Origin of the sequence: Prevotella sp. Rep29 (assembly GCF_019551475.1) — a bacterium.
Taxonomy (GTDB): domain Bacteria; phylum Bacteroidota; class Bacteroidia; order Bacteroidales; family Bacteroidaceae; genus Prevotella.
Window position 1 is genome coordinate 2,464,753 of sequence record NZ_CP047159.1, and the last position, 17,877, is coordinate 2,482,629.

The 17,877-nt window shown below is 44.3% G+C and carries 13 protein-coding genes, 1 tRNA gene and 1 pseudogene; 3 read left to right on the plus strand and 12 right to left on the minus strand.

Annotated elements, in window-relative coordinates; all coding sequences use genetic code 11:
• Positions 1 to 154: 154 nt before the first annotated feature.
• Positions 155 to 1,240 (minus strand): mannose-1-phosphate guanylyltransferase, encoded by a 1,086-nt coding sequence (locus GRF55_RS10530; RefSeq protein WP_220368362.1) that lies wholly within the window; start codon positions 1,238 to 1,240, stop codon positions 155 to 157.
• Positions 1,241 to 1,362: 122 nt separating this feature from the next.
• Between GRF55_RS10530 and GRF55_RS10535 the strand changes: the two genes are divergently transcribed.
• Positions 1,363 to 1,444, plus strand: a tRNA-Leu gene (locus GRF55_RS10535).
• Between the two features lie 87 nt (positions 1,445 to 1,531).
• Here GRF55_RS10535 and GRF55_RS10540 read toward each other — a convergent pair.
• The 11 genes and pseudogenes from GRF55_RS10540 to GRF55_RS10590 all read right to left on the minus strand — a co-directional run bounded on the left by GRF55_RS10540 (position 1,532) and on the right by GRF55_RS10590 (position 14,892).
• Positions 1,532 to 2,056, minus strand: a pseudogene (locus tag GRF55_RS10540) (very short patch repair endonuclease).
• A 30-nt stretch (positions 2,057 to 2,086) separates the two neighbouring features.
• On the minus strand, positions 2,087 to 3,223 hold the full coding sequence (locus tag GRF55_RS10545; RefSeq protein ID WP_220368363.1) for an AbiH family protein: 1,137 nt from the start codon (positions 3,221 to 3,223) through the stop codon (positions 2,087 to 2,089).
• Between the two features lie 15 nt (positions 3,224 to 3,238).
• The gene (locus GRF55_RS10550; protein WP_220368364.1) at positions 3,239 to 3,709 is read right to left on the minus strand and encodes a hypothetical protein; all 471 of its coding nucleotides are present in this window, start codon (positions 3,707 to 3,709) and stop codon (positions 3,239 to 3,241) included.
• Positions 3,710 to 3,711: 2 nt separating this feature from the next.
• The gene (locus GRF55_RS10555; RefSeq protein ID WP_220368365.1) at positions 3,712 to 3,978 is read right to left on the minus strand and encodes a hypothetical protein; all 267 of its coding nucleotides are present in this window, start codon (positions 3,976 to 3,978) and stop codon (positions 3,712 to 3,714) included.
• Between the two features lie 6 nt (positions 3,979 to 3,984).
• Entirely contained in the window at positions 3,985 to 6,306 is a 2,322-nt protein-coding gene (locus GRF55_RS10560; RefSeq protein ID WP_220368366.1) for an LlaJI family restriction endonuclease, read from the minus strand.
• Positions 6,307 to 6,313: 7 nt separating this feature from the next.
• On the minus strand, positions 6,314 to 8,203 hold the full coding sequence (locus tag GRF55_RS10565) for an McrB family protein (RefSeq protein ID WP_220368367.1): 1,890 nt from the start codon (positions 8,201 to 8,203) through the stop codon (positions 6,314 to 6,316).
• A gap of 5 nt (positions 8,204 to 8,208) precedes the next feature.
• Complete coding sequence (locus GRF55_RS10570) at positions 8,209 to 8,919, minus strand: hypothetical protein (RefSeq protein ID WP_220368368.1); 711 nt, start codon at positions 8,917 to 8,919, stop codon at positions 8,209 to 8,211.
• Between the two features lies 1 nt (position 8,920).
• Positions 8,921 to 10,168, minus strand: coding sequence for a DNA cytosine methyltransferase (locus tag GRF55_RS10575; RefSeq protein ID WP_220368369.1), 1,248 nt, complete (start codon positions 10,166 to 10,168; stop codon positions 8,921 to 8,923).
• 2 nt (positions 10,169 to 10,170) lie between these two features.
• Entirely contained in the window at positions 10,171 to 11,991 is a 1,821-nt protein-coding gene (locus GRF55_RS10580) for an ATP-binding protein (RefSeq protein WP_220368370.1), read from the minus strand.
• Between the two features lie 80 nt (positions 11,992 to 12,071).
• On the minus strand, positions 12,072 to 12,302 hold the full coding sequence (locus GRF55_RS10585; protein WP_220368371.1) for a helix-turn-helix transcriptional regulator: 231 nt from the start codon (positions 12,300 to 12,302) through the stop codon (positions 12,072 to 12,074).
• A 160-nt stretch (positions 12,303 to 12,462) separates the two neighbouring features.
• A complete protein-coding gene (locus GRF55_RS10590) occupies positions 12,463 to 14,892 on the minus strand; it encodes a glycoside hydrolase N-terminal domain-containing protein (RefSeq protein WP_255563791.1) in 2,430 nt (809 codons plus the stop codon).
• A gap of 247 nt (positions 14,893 to 15,139) precedes the next feature.
• On the opposite strand from GRF55_RS10590, the gene GRF55_RS10595 reads away from it, so the two are divergent.
• Together GRF55_RS10595 and GRF55_RS10600 are read left to right on the plus strand one after the other, a co-directional pair.
• Positions 15,140 to 16,348 carry a porin gene (locus tag GRF55_RS10595; RefSeq protein ID WP_220368372.1) on the plus strand — a complete coding sequence of 403 codons (1,209 nt, stop codon included), beginning with the start codon at positions 15,140 to 15,142 and terminating at the stop codon, positions 16,346 to 16,348.
• Positions 16,349 to 16,445: 97 nt separating this feature from the next.
• Positions 16,446 to 17,840, plus strand: a complete 1,395-nt coding sequence (locus GRF55_RS10600; RefSeq protein ID WP_220368373.1) for an aspartate ammonia-lyase — start codon at positions 16,446 to 16,448, stop codon at positions 17,838 to 17,840.
• Positions 17,841 to 17,877 lie beyond the last annotated feature (37 nt).

The window sequence follows — 17,877 nt, forward strand, 5'->3', positions numbered from 1 at the left end:
GCTAAAAGTTGAACTTTTGGAAAGCCATACTTAACGCCTTGATATACAGCAGTTTGCAGACAGACACACGAAACGTCTGCCTATGTATAAATATACAACTTCGGATTGACGGGAAACGGGCAGTTGGCACAACGGGAAATCCGCCGAACGCACATCACACGAAATCGTCACCGTAGCGCATCCGCGCCTCACTGCCATACTTGCGCACAAGCGCCGACGAGTCGCCCTTCTTGCAGATGAGCAGCACATTGTCCTCCTCTGCCACGATATAGCCGTCCAGCCCATTGATGATTGCCACACGCCCATGAGGCAACTTCACGATGTTGTCGCGACTGTCTTCAAAGATGACCTCCGAATCGAGCACCACATTGTCACCGTCACCCTTGCTCATCGCCTCGTAGATGGAGTGCCAAGTGCCGAGGTCAGCCCAGCCGAAGTCGCAACGGAAGACATACACGTTGTCGGACTTCTCCAAAATGCCGTAGTCGATAGAGAGGTTCGGATAGCGCGAGAAGTTCTCCTTCACAAACGCCAACTCGTCCTCCATCGTAAAGACATCCTCCGGATTGAGCACCAGCGGCAATATCTGCCGAAAACAATACAACAGATAACTCACCTTTGTCAGGAAGATACCCGTATTCCAATAAAACTCGCCGCTCTCCATGAACATCCGCGCAAAATCGCGCTCGGGCTTCTCCGTGAACGACTTCACCTTATACAAGTCCGCCAATTCCGTAGGTTCGCCCAGCTGAATGTACCCATATCCAGGCTCCGGACGCGTGGGCTTCACGCCCATCGTCAACAGGCAGTCGTTCTTCTTCACGAAGTCAAAACAGTTCAACACATTCTCATGAAAAGCCTCTTCGTTGAACACAGCCTGGTCCGACGGAGAAACGATGATGTTAGCATCCTTGTCGTGGTGATAAATACGATAACATGCCCACGCCACACTCGGCGCCGTATTTCGATAAATCGGCTCTGCCAAGATGTTTTCCACCGGCAACTCCGGCAGCTGCTCCTCCACATAGTGCGCATAAACCTGATTCGTGCTCACATAAATACGCTCGGGAGGTATGATTTTAGAGAAACGGTCGAACGTCTGTTGCAGCTGCGTGCGCCCCGTTCCGAAGAAATCCATGAACTGCTTGGGCATCTTCTCACGGCTGCAGGGCCATAGCCTGCGACCCTTTCCACCAGCCAGAATCACGCAGAAATTTTTCCCGCTGCTATTTGTTTCCATATACATTTCAGATTAACACGGCTAAGATACACATAATCCACGAATACAACAAGATTTTTAGAGTTTTTTCTTCTATTTTTTTGTCGGTTCGGATTTTATCCTTATCTTTGCAGCCGTCAAAAGCCCAGATGGCGGAATCGGTAGACGCGCTGGTCTCAAACACCAGTGGGGCAACCCATCCCGGTTCGACCCCGGGTCTGGGTACTAAGATTAAAAGGTAATCCCCTGCAAATCAATAATTTGCAGGGGATTTTTGTTTTATAACGAGCAAAAAGCAACACCCCCCCACTATCAGCAGCCTATGTCTTCAGCAGCCATCACAGGAGTATCTTCTGGAATTACATATTGCCTGATACTATGGTCTTGGAGGAAAATCCTATTGAGCGTGTATGCCAGTGATTCCAGCGTCTTTTCCCTTGTCTTCGGCTTCAGTTCACACTCCTATATCGTGATGCAGTGCCATCCCATTGAAGCGAGTTGATGCTGCACCTCTCGGTCGCGCTCCTGGTTCCTCCGAATCTTTGCTACCCAGAAGTCACGATTCGTCTTCGGAATCTTGCAACACTCGGAATTTTCAATTTGTACGGTATGCAACTGCACATCGTGTCCATGCCAAAAACACCCATTTACAAAGATGCAAGTCCTATATTTCCGCATCACGATGTCAGGCTTCCCTGGCAGTCTTGGATGGTTCAGCCGATAGCGGAAACCATGCCCCCACAACCATTTTCGCACTACCATCTCCGGCTTCGTGTCCTTGCCGTGTATGGCAGCCATGTTGGCGTGGCGTTGTTGTGAAGTATGAACGTCTGTCATAATTGTTGTTTTAATCCCTAAATGCTAATCTTACATTGTTTTGCATTGCTCCTTATTCACAACCCTGTCCCGGAACATCCGCATGTTGGTGAAGTTGCGTGAGATATTCTGTACAAGTTCCAGATAGTTGTCACTACCATTTGCCCATTTGTGATAGAAGGACTTTATAGAAACGCAGTTCTCATGCTCAAAGACGGTGTTGAGCAAAGTCCTATCAGAATTGCCGCATGAGTGCCCCATTATCAGCACCTGGAATGGAGCTGCCATCAGGAACTCCAGCATATCATGGTAATGCCTTGTTTCCAGATATTTCACAGATTTGACATTCTTCAACAATTCATTGTCGTTCCTTTCGAGAATGTCTTGATAGTGCCTATCCAATTCATCTCCATAGCCGAAGATGATATTCTCCGGGTGTTCGAGGTCGCCATGAATGAAGTTGTGTTCAATGTTGAAGTTGTTGTAATTCTTGGCGGTTGCCGTATAATTGAAGCTCAGAAGCATGATACGCTCAGGTCTCAGCTTGTTCCGTTCCTCAAAATCAGACTCCACCTCTTCATAGCTCTTAATGTCAAGCCCGATGTTATCCAATGCTTTCTTTCTACCTTCCGTTGAGAAATCAGCTGGGTCGAAGAACGTTATCATGGCATCATGTAGCTCTTTGATGTATTGGTTTGAGCTGATGGTATGAAGGTATTCTACCAACTTTTCCTGTATGAAAGCCAGTTGTTCGTTTAGTTCCTTCACGGTATAGCCACAGTCAGCATCTTCTATACACCTCTTCAAAAGGTTATAGTAGTCGTTTTCAATATCAACCCAACCTCTTGCTTCTATTGATTGCAGGATTGTCTCAAAGAATCTGGAACATGATACACGAAAGTCATCAGTATTTTCCCTGATAGCATTTATTATCTCTGGAGGTGGAAACTTCCAATCTCTAGTTATCAAGTCCCTATAAGAATTGAAAAAGAAGAAATTTAACCAACTTGAACAATCTTTTGTATTCGTTATTTCCAACTTACATAAGCAATCTTCAGAGGTTGGAGTCTTCTCTATCAAAAGGGCATTCAACCTCTTTTCCCAATACCAGTTAATGAAATCCATATAACTGGTTTTGAGTCCATGTGCTATGTCGAATCCATTTCCTATGATGACAAGTCTGTTCATTCTTCGTTATCGCTTTTAAGATAATTGGACATTGAGAATTGTTTCTCGATCTTTACAGAAGTCATCGTCCCATACAATTTTCAACTTAATAAATTCATCATGCCCTTCACACAAAGCAATCCTTTCCTCAACACTGTTTGCTGCATTGATTAAATCGTATGGTCCCCAGTTTTCATGAAAGAAGATTAACCCATCTAATTTATCTTGGCCAAGTATTTCAACTCTTACATTCGATGCGTCAGCAGGGCCCGCATTTACAATCCTAACGATTGTATTTGACTCTCTTCTATACGCATTACACTTAATATCTGCCTGAAGTTCTCTCGATTCTGCTTTATGCAATTGGCGAATTTGAAGATCGTTCAAGCATTTCTCTTGTAACTTCAACTTGTGGTCATGTCGCAAGTATGCAAAAAAACCACCAATTATTCCTAAAGTAGAAAGAATCAGTCCGCCCCAATCTTTTACACATTCAACCCAATCCATATTTACTTTATTTTGATATGTTTGTTCCCTCTGAAAGCCTTTTTGAACTGATCTTTGATGTAAGATGTAGCATCTTTCTGCATTTTTTCTTTGACTTCATCAAAGGCATCTTGGTTGAGTTCTTTCAGTTCCTCAATACCACCAAAGTATTCTTTGTTACAAAATGTACATTTGATGTATGATTTGTCATTATTGTACTCAAACTGATCCTCACAGCCACATGTGGCGCAGCGAAGACGTATATCGTAACTATCTTTAAGTTTTTTCATACTATTTTATTTTTGCCTATTAGCTGTTTTCAAGAGTTTATCCAAAGGCAACAACTGAGGGTTATACCCTTCGCCCCCTTTAATGACCCCAGAGAAATCCAATTCTCCAAGATAGAACCTAAGTCGAGTGTCAATCTGGTACACTAAGTACAAGGATTCTCCTTTCTTCGTGACAACCATGGGTTCTGCTGCATCGGCAGGAATGAGTTTTGGACCTTTTCCGTCGAAGCCATATACTTTATGTTTATTTCCTTTATTGTGGATTATCAGATAACGAGCCTTGGTGAAGCCCTCTACAAGTTGCAGGACGGCACCATCCATCTTCAATGCAATGCCCACTTTCTTTGTTTCTTGAATCTGTTGGATTGCATTATTAAAATTGACGCCTTCTTTCGTAATGAGCAAAACCATATCATCGTCATGGGGGAACATTGTGTCCTTCTCAAGAGTACCAACATTAGGGATGCCTTCGATGGCCAAATCCTCTTTCAGTTCTTCGATATCTCTCACATCGAAATACCCCTTTAAAGCATTCTTCAAGGCTTCATTGGTTTCAATCTCGCCTTCAGTATATGTACCAAATATATTGGGCACATTTTTTGCCTCTTTCTTCATCAGCGCCAGGATGAGGTAATTGCCATTTTTATGAGGGCGGTAAATCTTTCCATTCAGCTTGTGGAAGTTCTCTTTAATGTAACCATAGCAGTCCTTGCCAGCAAGGGGCTGTAGGATAGAGAAGGAGTAGAGCTTGTTCAATGTTTGTTGGATACTCTTGCGGAATTCCCTTCTCACAACTTCACGCCATTCTTCCTGACGTTTTTTGTTGTCGCGCCCATAGAGTGACACGATGAATAGGAAATTCACGTCATAATGGCACAGCAATAACGTGTCGCGGTCGAAAAGGCGGTTTTCAAACTGTCGATTCAACTGGATGTTCTCCTCGTTATGCAACGAGTCATCCTCAAATGAGAGAAACTTGTTTTCTTCACTGTGCTCCTTATCTGGTATATGGGCAGAGATAAAGAAATTCGGAATAGGGTTGTATCCTTCGGTCAAGTCATCACGCAATTGAGGCTGACTGTTATCTTCTTTCGCTTTCTGCAACCCAAGGAACATATTCAAGTTCCATTGAATCACATTTCGTGCATAGGTATATTGTTTGTAGATGGATTTCTCTCCAAGATTTACTTTTCCGTCTTTTCCTCTCTTATAGTATTTACTATCGCCGATGTAGTATGTTAATTCTTTCTCCAAGTCAGACTTTACAAGCAAACCGTTGTCTATGTACATGTGATCAACCAATTTTCCGTCCTTCTGGTCCTTAAGTTCATCTGGAAGATCTTCCTTCTCCTCACCGCTCACCAGTTTGTCAATCATTACCTCGAAGATGTGCTCGAAGTTTCTTGCCAACAAGTAGTCATCCTCAGGCACTTTCATCGAAATCTTGTGTTCGCGGTCGAAGAAGGCATAGCACAACTCCCATATTCTCAAGGCCTTGTCGGAGAAATACTTATACTTAATCTGACGCAGTCGGCGAGTGCCGAAGTTCTTGGCGATGTATTTGTTTTTAAGAACTTTTGTCGGGATAAGGCTATAATTGATGTTGAAAACAAACGGGAATCCGTGAACCTCTTGAATGTAGTTAAGGATGGAGAAATAGATGACAAGCAACTCCTCATCAAAATTCACCACCTTCTTTTTGTTTACAGGGTCAAGATATACAGGTGCACCATTCGTAATGACAGCCTGGCTTTTACAAATGGTCTTCGTCCAATGTATCTTGTTGAAACCGCTATGCACATTCTTCACGATGAAAGTCAGATAGTCTTGGTTGTGGCGGTTGAAATCGCGCAGGGCGATGATGACATCAAGCAGAGTTCTTGCCTTTATTTTGCGTCCTGTGCTCTTGCTCTGAATCTCGCGAGGTTCAAGGATGTTCTCATCCTTGTCTTTCTTGTAAACGTTGATGGTACGGTAAATCCATATAGAGAGTTCAGAGAGGAAATCCTTGTATTTATTGCCTTCGCCTTCACTGAACTTCTTTTCTAGATCACTAGCCTCAAAATCAATAATCTCCGTTGGCTCTGCACCGAAAATAGTGTCCGATGTTTTATCCTCCTTCTGCTCTCCTGTAAGCACCACCTTGGGCAGAAAGAAAATCATGTCCTCTGCTGCTTTGCTGTAACAATAACCCACATACTCAGGGCGATAGTATTCTTCCTTCTTGTTGAAGTGCGAAACTACACCGCCCAAAGCTTCCTCGACTGTGAGGTCTTCACGAATCTTGTGGTCGAGTCTATATGGATAACCTTCTATAAAGAGAAGCATAATAGATTTAAAGCGAATTAATTGTGCCTAAGCCCTTTTCGTTGACTATTTTCATAAACTGATAGAAATTATCAGATTCTTTTCCTGCACGCCATTGTGTGCTGACGTATATAATTTCTCCATTAGGAATTGTTACCGATTTAACTGTTCTCTCCTGTGAGGATTGACCGTCACGTTTTCGGTATTCGGATTCTGTTTCCACGATATGGGCTATTCCTATACCTTTAAACGTTTCAATAAAATAATCTCTCACTTGCTGTGCGTTCATCCCGCTATTAGTTTTAGCATAGTCTGATACAACAAAAGCGGCAATCTCTCGCATAGAAGCTGCAGTTCCATTATAACTGAATTCTTTTCCGTCTTTATCGGAATTGTCATCATTTGGTTCATCGGCCTCTTCGTTAGTCTTTACATTAATTTCCAGGAACGCCATAAAGCCTTGAAGTTTTCTCTCTTTCTCGGCCTTTTCGCAGAAGAATTCCGAGAACTTTATACTCTTCTCTTTATTATTGTCTTTGTCGTCAACCCATTTGAAAATTATATCAGGGTCATCCTTGCAGACATCATTCCATAGGTAGAACAATATCTTGTTCAACAGGGTGTCGGAAGAAATTTCATTGCCTGTTCGGTCAGCATTGACAAAGTAGTCGCCTAATTGTTTGTCTTCTGAATTATCTATACCATATATCTTTTTATTGATTTCTGTTTGGAAATCAACCCAGTTATATTCTTTCGTTCCTATCTTTATTGTCCAAGTATTATTCTTATATCCAATTGGCATGTATTCCCAGTCCCAACGGCGCTTAAAGGCAGAGTCTATAGGGAATAGACTCTGGTCAGAGGTGTTCATCGTTGCCCATATGTAGAGGTTCTTGGGGAGTTTTAACTTGCCGTCCTTTATGCCCTCTTTGTTGCTCAGCGCACCCTTGCTGTTCTCGTCCTCCTCATCTTTTCCGCTAAGATATTTGGCCAAGTCTCTATCTGCCATTATAGGATATTCCGATTCTCCATTATCGTCTCTGTCAAGAAGTTGGAACAAGTCACCGAAAATCTGAGCACAGTTGCCTCGGTTGATTTCCTCTATTACAAGATATACGTTTTCGTCTGGATTGTTCCATGCTGCAACATACGCTTGCAGAAAGGCCTGAGGAACAAACTCATAGATAATTTTCTTCTCTGTCTTTGGCGTCCCGTCTGCATTCTTCACAGGCACAGCCTCTTTCCCTATGAGTGTGGTCACTTGTACGTCCATCGTTGTAGGCTTGTACGCACCTACAAACGTAGAGTAGTCACTATCGGGGTGGAACGTAGTGCGGAATACCAAATTCTTTTCGGCTGCTGCCTTCACGCTTTCATCGTCCTTTATCTTGTGGCTCTTGCCTGTACCGGGAGCACCATAGAAGATTTGTTGCAGTGAGTTCTTTACATCAGTTTCCAAATACTCTTTGTCATGATTTACAGAAACAGTTGGTAAAACAGATCTGAAAAACTGAAGGAAGTTTTTATATAATATAGATGGTACAAAGTATAAGAAGTAATCAAACTCAGATACTTTGTAAATTGCAAAATAGTCTGTTAGATTGTTATCTGGTGTCAAATGCAGGTCATTGATAAAGAAGTCCTTAATTTGTGACATCCCATTATTACCATTTACGTATGCCTTTCTGTCGCCGCGTGTAGAAACATCGGCCAGCTTAAGCTCAATGATTTTGTCATTTAATGACACATGACCCGCTTGTATTGCTTTGAACTTAAGGTTCACAACAACTTCGGGTAACGTCTTGTCAAATTCGAAAAAATCATCACACCAGGATTTCCCTAGTTCAAATTGCTTACCACCATCATTAACGAGGTCATTCGTCCTAAAACTCTGGAATTTTAATTTATTTGCTGCCATAACTATTAAAGATTACCCCATTGTTCTGCTAATGCCTCAGCAAATCCTGGGAAAGTTTTACTTCTAAGTTTTCTTCTTTCTTCTGTTGATATTTTTGTATTAAAGGAATCTGAATACCACTTTGGCAGAGAACGTCCACTTGACAACACAACTCTTGGTCCTTCATCAACCATGTTGGTTGGCTTAAGTAATGGTAAGTTGTGAAGCCATAAACATGTCTTCTTTGAGGCCTGGTCACCAAACCAAAATGGCTGAACTATTTGGTCGGGCTTTCGATATTCTGAGTTCATGCATCCAACAGGATTTTCAATAGCCCAATGTTCTATATCTGTTTTCGTGAACTCCATAAAAAACTGAATTGCTTCCTCCTTCATTTTTCTCCTCCCAAGGTGGTGAGGATGTTCGCGTCTTTGTTCTATGGGCAAATGAGCGTCGTCGGGATGGTAAAGCCATCTTGCGCCGCTAACTGACAGATATGTGCAAGGGGGATGTGCAATCATCAAATCCCACTTCTCGCTTTTGGGAAGATAGTATTCCATACCATTCTCTAAGACGCCTCCGTGATTCGGGATAACTTGCAACACGTCTTGTTTGAAGTGCCACTCTGGATGTCCACCACTGCACTCTAATATATCACAACTGTACGCATTGTGCCCTCTCTTTCTGAAGGCTTTACATACAGCCTGACTTTCTTCACATGCAACTAATACATTCATATTATCTTTTGTCTAATGTTTTATATATCCCTTTAGCTATAGCACTCGCAAAATTAACAGGAACAGCATTCCCTATCATTTTGTAATTATACGGTGTACTTCCCAAGAATTGAAAATCTAATGGGAATGTCATCAAACACGCAGCTTCTCGAATCGTAATACTTCTAGCTTGTTTCGAATCCGGATGTATAAACATATATCCATCCTTACTCAAATGTGCCACAACCGTATGAGACGGTTTGTCCCATTCAAGACTTTTGTATTTTTGATATAATGTTTTATGCCCTGTTTTTTCGTAATAATACTTAATCATGTCTTTGTGACTGATGTGGTTCATCTCCCCATCTACCCATTCTTTAAAGATTGCTCTTTCACGAGGTCCATGATTTCTTGCTTCATGTTGGGTAATTGATGGGGCAGGGTTATATTGGTGGGAATGAATTATACGTCCCACCTTTATAGGCTGCTCCAATGGATATAAAGCCGGAAGATGCCCTATAGCATCTTTAACGGTGAGCTTAATGTTTGCAGACCGTTCATTTTCAATTGAAGTATAAAGATCATTCAGTTCTAAATCAGAATCTTTTCGAATTCCTAAGATAATAACCCTTGGACGATGCTGTGGAACATTAAAATCTGCCGCATCATATAGCGCCCTTGGCATTTCTTCGGGAGTTCTAATTTGATAACCTATTTGAGTAAAAGCGTTGAATATTCTATCACGAACCGGTATCCCACCAGGTTTTGCGCTGAGAAGACCTCCAACATTCTCGAAGACAAAGATGTTAGGACGGAAAGCATCAACAACTTTGCAAAAACTCTCAAACAAATAATTCCTATAGTCATTATTCATCGAATCTTTGTCTGTTGCCCTACCATGTATAGAGTATGCTTGGCAAGGAGGTCCTCCAATTATCAAATCAACATGCTTTCTGCCGATAACGCCTTTTAATCCCCTCTTTATTACAGTCTCATCATTATCTTTACCGTATTTTTCAATTGAATCTTCTGACCAATTTCCATTAATTAGCTCATCTGTCCTTTGAATATCAAAGAGGATTGCTTTTTTCTTGGCTGAAGCCACTGTCTCATGCCATGCCGTTACCAAACGATTTCTCAGAGTGTCAATCATTGGTTTTTCCCATTCCACATGAGCTAGTGCGCTAAATCGCCTAGTCTTCAGGAATCCCTCGGAAAGGCCACCACAGCCAGCAAACAAATCAATGAATGTATATTTCCTTTTTGCCATGTTTAATCCGTCTTTTGTTTAAACCCTTCTTTAAGTATGTTAAGGAAGATTTCGTTATGGGCTTTCGCGTCTTTTATAAAAGCATCTATAGAAAGAATATAAGTACCTACTGTATATTTTGTATCATCTTCGAGTGATTTTTTCCAAGAATTCTCTCTATAATACAAATAATCTTTAGAGAACAAGGGAGTATACTCTCTATTCTCCAAGGATAGTCTGAAATCATCGTTAAACTCTACTATCCCATAAAACCACATACGTTGAATTTTATTAGGGTAATAGTTCAGTAACTTTATTGCTCGCTGCTGCAATTGACTTTCCACTTCCTCTGTTTTTGCAAGAGTTATACCTCTTTTCTTCAATTCAATAATCACTACATCTACAGATCCGTCTTCTGCTTTATCTGGATTATCTGAGAATATGATAGCAATGTCAGGTCTTCCGTCGTCTTCAATATCATTAGCTTTTTTTGTAATCTCATCAAGAACTTCAGTCATTGTTCTTTCGCTCATAGCTGTTGTATATGTCATGTATTTATTGTCCAACAACCAGAGGTTATGGGTATAAATACTATCCATGTTTCCATCCTTTAAGACAGACCGCTTCGGTAGTATTAAATTATGCAAATCAGCTTCAGAATCTGCCGCTGTATATTGTTCTACTTTAGCAATGATTTTCTCACGGTATAGAATGTACTGAGCCAAAGTCCTAGATGAAACATCTAATGCCTTATCATATTTTTCGTCATCTAAAGATTGAGTCTCTAAAATTGTTTTCTGATCGCGCATGAAAAGTTTCTGTGCGTCCTCTACTGATTTTGCTTTTGATATTATACCAACTTCATCTTTATTGAAATATCCCAAAAGATGTGGATATGTCTTATCCAAGGACTCTTTCGTCCTATTATTCTTTTCTTTCACAGAAGGCAGCTGGTTTTCTATAATTTCAGCAATCTTTTTCCTAAACAATATCTTCAATGGCTTCAAAACAGAGTCGTTCAAAGTCAGATTTTGACGTGAAGGATCTATTTTCCCATTTAAAATAGAGGACCGTAATAAAAAGACAAAATTATAACCATAAGAAGGCAGGTTTTCTAACGATATAATATCGTCAACAACTTTTGTACGATTGTCTACACAAAATGCAGTCATAAGGAATGTTGCAGAGAAATTTTCGGTTTCCTGAATCGCATAATCCATATACGAGTCTGCAAACATGTCTATTGTTTCTGTGCCAATCTTGACCGTACTCATGTCTGGAATATCATTGCTTGTGATAGTTGTCTCAAATGTTCCGACGGTAATTTTTCCTCTATGAGGGACATCTATCTTTATCTTAATCTGAAAATCGTTTCCCTTGCTCTTTAATATATAAAGTCTAGGATAGAATTCTTTTAAGATCTCTTGCCTTAACCTCTCTGGCATTATATCGGAATAACTACTTAACCTTTGCATGGAACACTCTGTGAAAACAAGCTTTGTTTCTTGCCTTGCATCAGAAACCTGGGATAGCGACATATCCGTATTGTTCTCATCAAAACTATCATTAAATGTAAACGTGCGGAGTTGACCATCATAGAGACTGCGAACTTCTACTTTGTTGAAGTAACTTAAATAAACTAACCTGCCAACACCCTGGTGTGTGTTTTCTTCAACTTTCAGTAGCTCACAAAACTTGTTATATCTATAATCAGTAAAGCCTTCGCCATTATCAATAATCTCAATTCTAAGTGTTTCTTGCTTATCAAAAGAGTCAATAAAAATATTGATGTCTATTTGATTAGCATTAGCATCAAGAGAATTTGCAACAGCTTCTTTGAACACTTGTATTAATGAAGGGTTCTGAAAGAATAGCCTGACTGCTTGTTTTGTATTTACTCGCATGATATAATAACATTTATTGGTTACAAAATCTTTCCCTCAGCATCGAAATCCACTTCCAGCAGGTCTTTGATGTCAACTTGGAGCAGGCGGGCGATTTCCACGAATTGCGCCATCGATGGTTGTATCTTGTTCGTTTTCCACCGTGAAACAGTCATGTCGGTAACCCCCATCTGCTCGGCAAGCCAACGGTTGGTGATTTGTTTGTCGGCCAACACCACTCTGATTCTGTTTTGGCAATCTTTCTTCGTCATCTATTTTGATTTTAGCTATTTACATCTGCAAAGATAAACATAATTTGTTAAACTGCCTAATTTCATGTTGAATATTTAGAGCCTCTCCGATGAAGGACGCTATAGTGCGGGGCGAGAGATTAAACCTGCCAATCCGCAGAATCTGCAAGACTTAAATCACCTACAATTTCTCTATGCGGTAGCGACCGCCGGGACGGGTTGGGAACGAGATTTCGTCGGGAGCAGTTTGGGTGGTGGGCAGGATGTTGCCAGCCTCGTCTTTGACCGTGTAGCTGCGGGATATGTCGCTGTAGCGAATGACAGCATGTTCGCCACTGAAGGAGAGGATTGTCGCACTTTCGAGGCGGTTGGCAGACCACGATATATCGACAGTGAAATTTCCCACGCCGCGCAGACCTTTCACCGAGCCGGTGGTCCATGCGGAAGGGAGTGCGGGGAGAAGGTGGAGCTTGCCCGTATGGCTCTGCAGCAGCATCTCTGCCATGCCCGCCGCCGCCCCGAAGTTGCCGTCTATCTGGAATGGCGTGTGGGCATCCCACAGGTTTTCGTAAATGCCTCCGTCCTCACTGTATCCCGTGTTGGTCTGTAGCTGCAGTGCTTTTTCCAGCAACTGCCCACAACGCTCACCGTCACCGGCACGTGCATGGCAGTTGATCTTCCATCCCATCGACCATCCCGTTCCTTCATAGCCACGCCGGTTGAGCGAGTTGACTGCCGCCTGAAAGAGTCCGGGGCTGGTGTCGAGGGAAAGTTGACTGCCGGGATAGAGTGCGATGAGATGACTCAGATGGCGGTGCGAGTTATAGGTCTTCACGTCCTGTTGGGAAGTGTATTTCCACTCGCGCAGGAGTTGTTCGCCATGCACCGTTTCCGTTGCCAGCCCCGTGTCGAGACGCGAGAACTTTTCCCTCAGTTCACCGAGGAAAGTTGCCGTAGATGCCGACCGCCGACTGCCGGTGCGACGCTCATACTCCTCATAACCTTTCAGCGTATTGTGGAAAAGGCTCCACACCAGCTGCTGTGCGTGTGCCGTGGCGTTCTCCGCCTTCGGTCCGTGTTCGGGCGAGTATTCGTCGGGACATTCGTAGGTCCCGTCGGCAGCAAGCACCAGCCGGTCCATCCAATATTCACAGCACGACTTCATGGCAGGCAGTGCCGTGTGCCACAGATAGTCCGTGTCGAGCGTGTATTGATAGTGCTGCCACAGGTGGAGACAATACCAGGCATTGGCGATGGTATAGTTCTGCATCCAGTTGGAACCGGAGCCGTAGATGTTGTTTTCGGTGGTCAGTGTCCATCCACGTCCCACGCCCCCTATCTCCCGCGCATTGCATTGCCACTGAGAACGCAGACAGGCTTCGCGGTGAATATAGTTGAGGAAAGGCAGGTGCAGCTCACTCAGATTGGTCGTCTCCGCGAGCCAGTAGTTCATCTGCACATTGATGTTGGAATGGATGTCTGAGTTCCATGCCGGCGTGTTGCTGTCGTTCCAGATACCCTGCAGGTTGCTTGGCAGGTCAACACCCCGACTGGACGCAATCATCAGATAGCGTGCATAGCTGAAGTAGAGTTGCTCGAGGAGCAGGTTCTGACGCGGATTCTGCCGGAAGCGGTTGATGAGGACAGGCGTGGGCACCTCGTTTTCCTGCGTAGTGATGCTCAGCTGGCATCGGTTGTAAAGACTGTGATAGTCGGCAAGATGGTCCTCCCTTACACGCTCATACCCTTTCGACGCAGCACTCTCCACCCACTTCCACACCCTGTCGGCAATCGTCTGGTGGTCGCCGTCCACATAGTCGTCATTGTCGGGCGAGAAATTGGTGGCAGCAGAGAGATAGACAACCAGTTCGTCGGCACCACGCACCTCAAGGGAGCTATTGGCGGAGACACCTACCCGTCCACCTTTCGCCACGACCCTCAGCGCACAGCAATAGCGTTCGTTCTTCTCAGTGCCCGTCCGCTTGACTTCGCCCGCGAAGAATGCCGTTCCCGAATGCCGGTTTGTCCGGGTATATCGCGGTGCCTCGCCATTGACATTGAGCAGGGCAATCCGCTTGTTCAGCATACCTCCTTTCGTTGCCCGGTAGCGTACCGCCAACACGTTGTCGGGATATGACACAAAATATTCGCGGTGATAACCGACGCCTTGGGCTGAATATGCCACCCCGGCACAGGCATCGTCGATATCGAGCCATCGCCGGTAGTCGGTAGCTTCCGTAAGGCGAGGGTCTTTATCGGTGATATAAAGGTGACCGAAGTCCAGATAACTGCCGTATGCGGAATGGTCGGTCACACTTCCGACATGCCCTCTCCACAGCGTTTTTTCGTTGAACTGCACCTCGTCGCACTTCACTCCCCCCATGACACACGCACCCAGCTGCCCATTCCCCAACGGCAGCGCAGACGTCATCCAAACCTTTGCCGGCTCAGTGTACCAGAGCGTGTGACGATGTTTCGGTTGCCAAATCGTGTTATTAACAATGCTCACCTCTCCCTGCTGCGCCACAGGAAGTTTGTTTGCCTGTGCAAATGCCGCAGGACCCATCACACACATTGACACCAATAATATACTGACGATAATTCTTTTCATAAATTGTTTCGTAAAGGTAAGGCAAAGATAGGCAATTATCCTGAAATAAACAACTTTCATTACCAGATATTATCTTTTGGAATTTTGTGTTGCTAATGAGAGGGTTAAAGATTTCTTCGCCATGCAAAATTATGCTCATTTTCTTTTGTCTTTCATTTTTTCATTGTACCTTTGCAGCGCAAATGCGGTGTTTCAGTGATTCACCGCAATATGTTTTTATTAACAACCTTAAGTCGTCGTTATCTGAATGAGAAGAGTTTTATTGCTGGGATTTGCTTTGGTGTGTGCCGTGTTGGCATACGCCCAGGGTCATAACACCGGTGTGGGTGGACATGAAGAGCATGGGGAATCGCTGGCGGAGAAGATTTTCAAACTTGAAAAGAAAAATGACAAGTTCAATGTCTATCTGAATTACAGTGCTTCTTTCCAGACGAAAGACGAGTCGGGCGACTGGACTTCCGGCTTTACGAACCGCGACCTGAGACTGGAGATTTTGGGAAACATCACCGACAAGCTGTCCTATCGTCTGCGCCATCAGCTGAACAAGAGCAACGTGGCTCGGAGCGAAGATAATTTTGCAAAGGCTACGGACATCATGATGCTCAACTACCAGTTCAACGAAAAAGTGGGCGTACATGGCGGTAAAATCTGTCTGAACTGGGGTGGATTTGAATACGACGAGAACCCTCTTTATATTTATCAGTATTCCGATTATGTATATTGGGTGGACATTTTCATGGCTGGTGCCGGCGTGTCATACGCTCCCGTTAAAGGACAAGAATTTGTCGTTCAAGTTGCCAATACTTTTAATGACCGCATCGCCGAGGAATATGGCGAGAATGCCGTCGGCGTCGATAAAGACCCGGCAACGGCACAACCATTAACGGCGAGCAAGAGCCCACTAACCTATCTCATCAATTGGAACGGTAGCTTTTTCGGAGGAAAACTGCTCACCCGATGGGCTTGGGGAATACAGACACTGGCCAAACACAAAAACAGCAAGATGCTTTCCCTCGGTCAGCAACTCACCCTACCCCACCTGCAATGGTATTTCGACTATATGGGTGCATGGGAGGGACTCGACCACATGCGCATCGCCTCCACCGAGGCGGCAACCTATTTTGCTGAACATGGACTGGAAAATGGCTATCTCAATGATGTCCGCTACCATTCATTCATAACGAAACTCAACTGGCAGTTTGTGCCCCGATGGAACCTCATGCTGAAAGGTGCCTACGAGACAGTGAGCGCACCAAAGCTTGAACCCTTCAAAAACTATCGGAAATCATTCCTCTATGCCGCCAGCATGGAGTATTATCCCGTGAAAGGACAGGATTTCCGACTCTTCCTCGCCTACATCGGCAACAAGGTGGACTACAGCCAACGCTGCGGTTTGGAAGACTACTCGCGCAACCGCATCGAACTCGGATTTATGTACCGGCTGAAATGCTTTTAATGAGATGCCGGCATAACGATATAACGTGATAACGAAATAACGCTACGATAAAAACAACAGAACTAAATTGATTTGTTAACATATAACTTAAAAAACTATGGCTAAAGAAAAATTCAGAATCGAATCTGACCTGCTCGGTGAATTGCAGGTTCCGAAAGATGCCTACTATGGCGTCCAGACACAACGCGGTATCAACAACTACCGCATCTCTAACACTCGCATGTGTGACTATCCCGACTACGTCATCTCCATCGCTTATGTGAAGTGGGCGGCTATTCAGACAAACAACGCCCTGGGTGTCATCAACAACAAAATCACAAAAGCTGTTGAGAAAGCCTGCAAGGAGATTGTAGAAGGCAAACTGCACGACCAGTTCCCCGTTGACATGATGCAAGGCGGTGCCGGCACGTCGGTGAACATGAACGCCAACGAGGTGATTGCCAACCGTGCCCTCGAAATCATGGGCTACGAAAAGGGCGACTATCAGCACTGCTGGCCTAACGACCACATCAACTGCGGTCAGTCAACCAACGATGCTTATCCTACAACCATCCATCTGACGATTATCCGCATGAACAAGCCGCTCGTGGAGAGCCTGAAGAATCTCGCTGCCGCTTTCCGTGCAAAAGGTCGCGCATGGAAGAACGTCATCAAGATGGGACGCACACAGCTGCAGGACGGTGTTCCCATGTCAGTGGGTCAGGAGTTCACAGCTTTCGCCAACTGGCTCGACGAAGAGGCTAAGAACCTGAACAATGCCGTGAAGCCACTTTATGAAATCAACATGGGCGGTACAGCTATCGGAACCGGACTCAACGCTGCCGAGGGATTCCCGAAAGTATGCGCAGAGAAGCTGGCTAAGCTGACAGGCGAACCGTTTGTAGCTGCAAAAGACCTCATCGCTGCTACGCCTGACACCAGTCAGTACGTCAATTACTCAGCTGCCCTGAAGCGTCTTGCCGTGAAATTGTCGAAGATTTGCAACGACCTGCGCCTGATGGCTTCCGGTCCTTGCTGCGGTCTCCACGAAATCAACCTGCCGGCAAAGGCTCCAGGCTCTTCTATCATGCCGGGTAAGGTGAATCCTGTCATTCCTGAAGTGACCAACCAGGTTTGCTTCAAAGTAATCGGTAACGACACTGCCGTTGCATTTGCAGCCGAGGCTGGTCAGTTGCAGCTGAACGTGATGGAGCCCGTCATCCTCGAGTGCATTCTCGAAGGCATCACCTGGATGCGCAACGCCATGGACACACTGCGCGTAGAATGCGTGGAAGGCATTACCGTCAACAAGAAGCACTGCGAAGACATGGTGAAGAACAGCATCGGTATCGTAACCGCACTCAACCCCTTCATCGGTTACAAGACCAGCACGAAGGTGGCAAAGAAAGCACTCGAGACTGGCAAATCTGTTTACAGCATCGTGCTCGAAGAGAAACTGATGGACAAGAAGCAGCTCGACAAAGTGCTCGACCCGAAGAATATGCTGAAATAAGCTGTCTTTTTAAGAACAGACAGAAATAGACTATCCT

Excerpts from the sequence above, each read along its gene's own strand:
- GRF55_RS10530 (WP_220368362.1), bottom strand. The coding sequence starts at position 1,240 with ATGGAAACAAATAGCAGCGGGAAAAATTTCTGCGTGATTCTGGCTGGT.
- GRF55_RS10545 (WP_220368363.1), bottom strand. The coding sequence starts at position 3,223 with ATGAACAGACTTGTCATCATAGGAAATGGATTCGACATAGCACATGGA.
- GRF55_RS10550 (WP_220368364.1), bottom strand. The coding sequence starts at position 3,709 with ATGGATTGGGTTGAATGTGTAAAAGATTGGGGCGGACTGATTCTTTCT.
- GRF55_RS10555 (WP_220368365.1), bottom strand. The coding sequence starts at position 3,978 with ATGAAAAAACTTAAAGATAGTTACGATATACGTCTTCGCTGCGCCACA.
- GRF55_RS10560 (WP_220368366.1), bottom strand. The coding sequence starts at position 6,306 with ATGCTTCTCTTTATAGAAGGTTATCCATATAGACTCGACCACAAGATT.
- GRF55_RS10565 (WP_220368367.1), bottom strand. The coding sequence starts at position 8,203 with ATGGCAGCAAATAAATTAAAATTCCAGAGTTTTAGGACGAATGACCTC.
- GRF55_RS10570 (WP_220368368.1), bottom strand. The coding sequence starts at position 8,919 with ATGAATGTATTAGTTGCATGTGAAGAAAGTCAGGCTGTATGTAAAGCC.
- GRF55_RS10575 (WP_220368369.1), bottom strand. The coding sequence starts at position 10,168 with ATGGCAAAAAGGAAATATACATTCATTGATTTGTTTGCTGGCTGTGGT.
- GRF55_RS10585 (WP_220368371.1), bottom strand. The coding sequence starts at position 12,302 with ATGACGAAGAAAGATTGCCAAAACAGAATCAGAGTGGTGTTGGCCGAC.
- GRF55_RS10590 (WP_255563791.1), bottom strand. The coding sequence starts at position 14,892 with ATGAAAAGAATTATCGTCAGTATATTATTGGTGTCAATGTGTGTGATG.
- GRF55_RS10595 (WP_220368372.1), top strand. The coding sequence starts at position 15,140 with ATGAGAAGAGTTTTATTGCTGGGATTTGCTTTGGTGTGTGCCGTGTTG.
- GRF55_RS10600 (WP_220368373.1), top strand. The coding sequence starts at position 16,446 with ATGGCTAAAGAAAAATTCAGAATCGAATCTGACCTGCTCGGTGAATTG.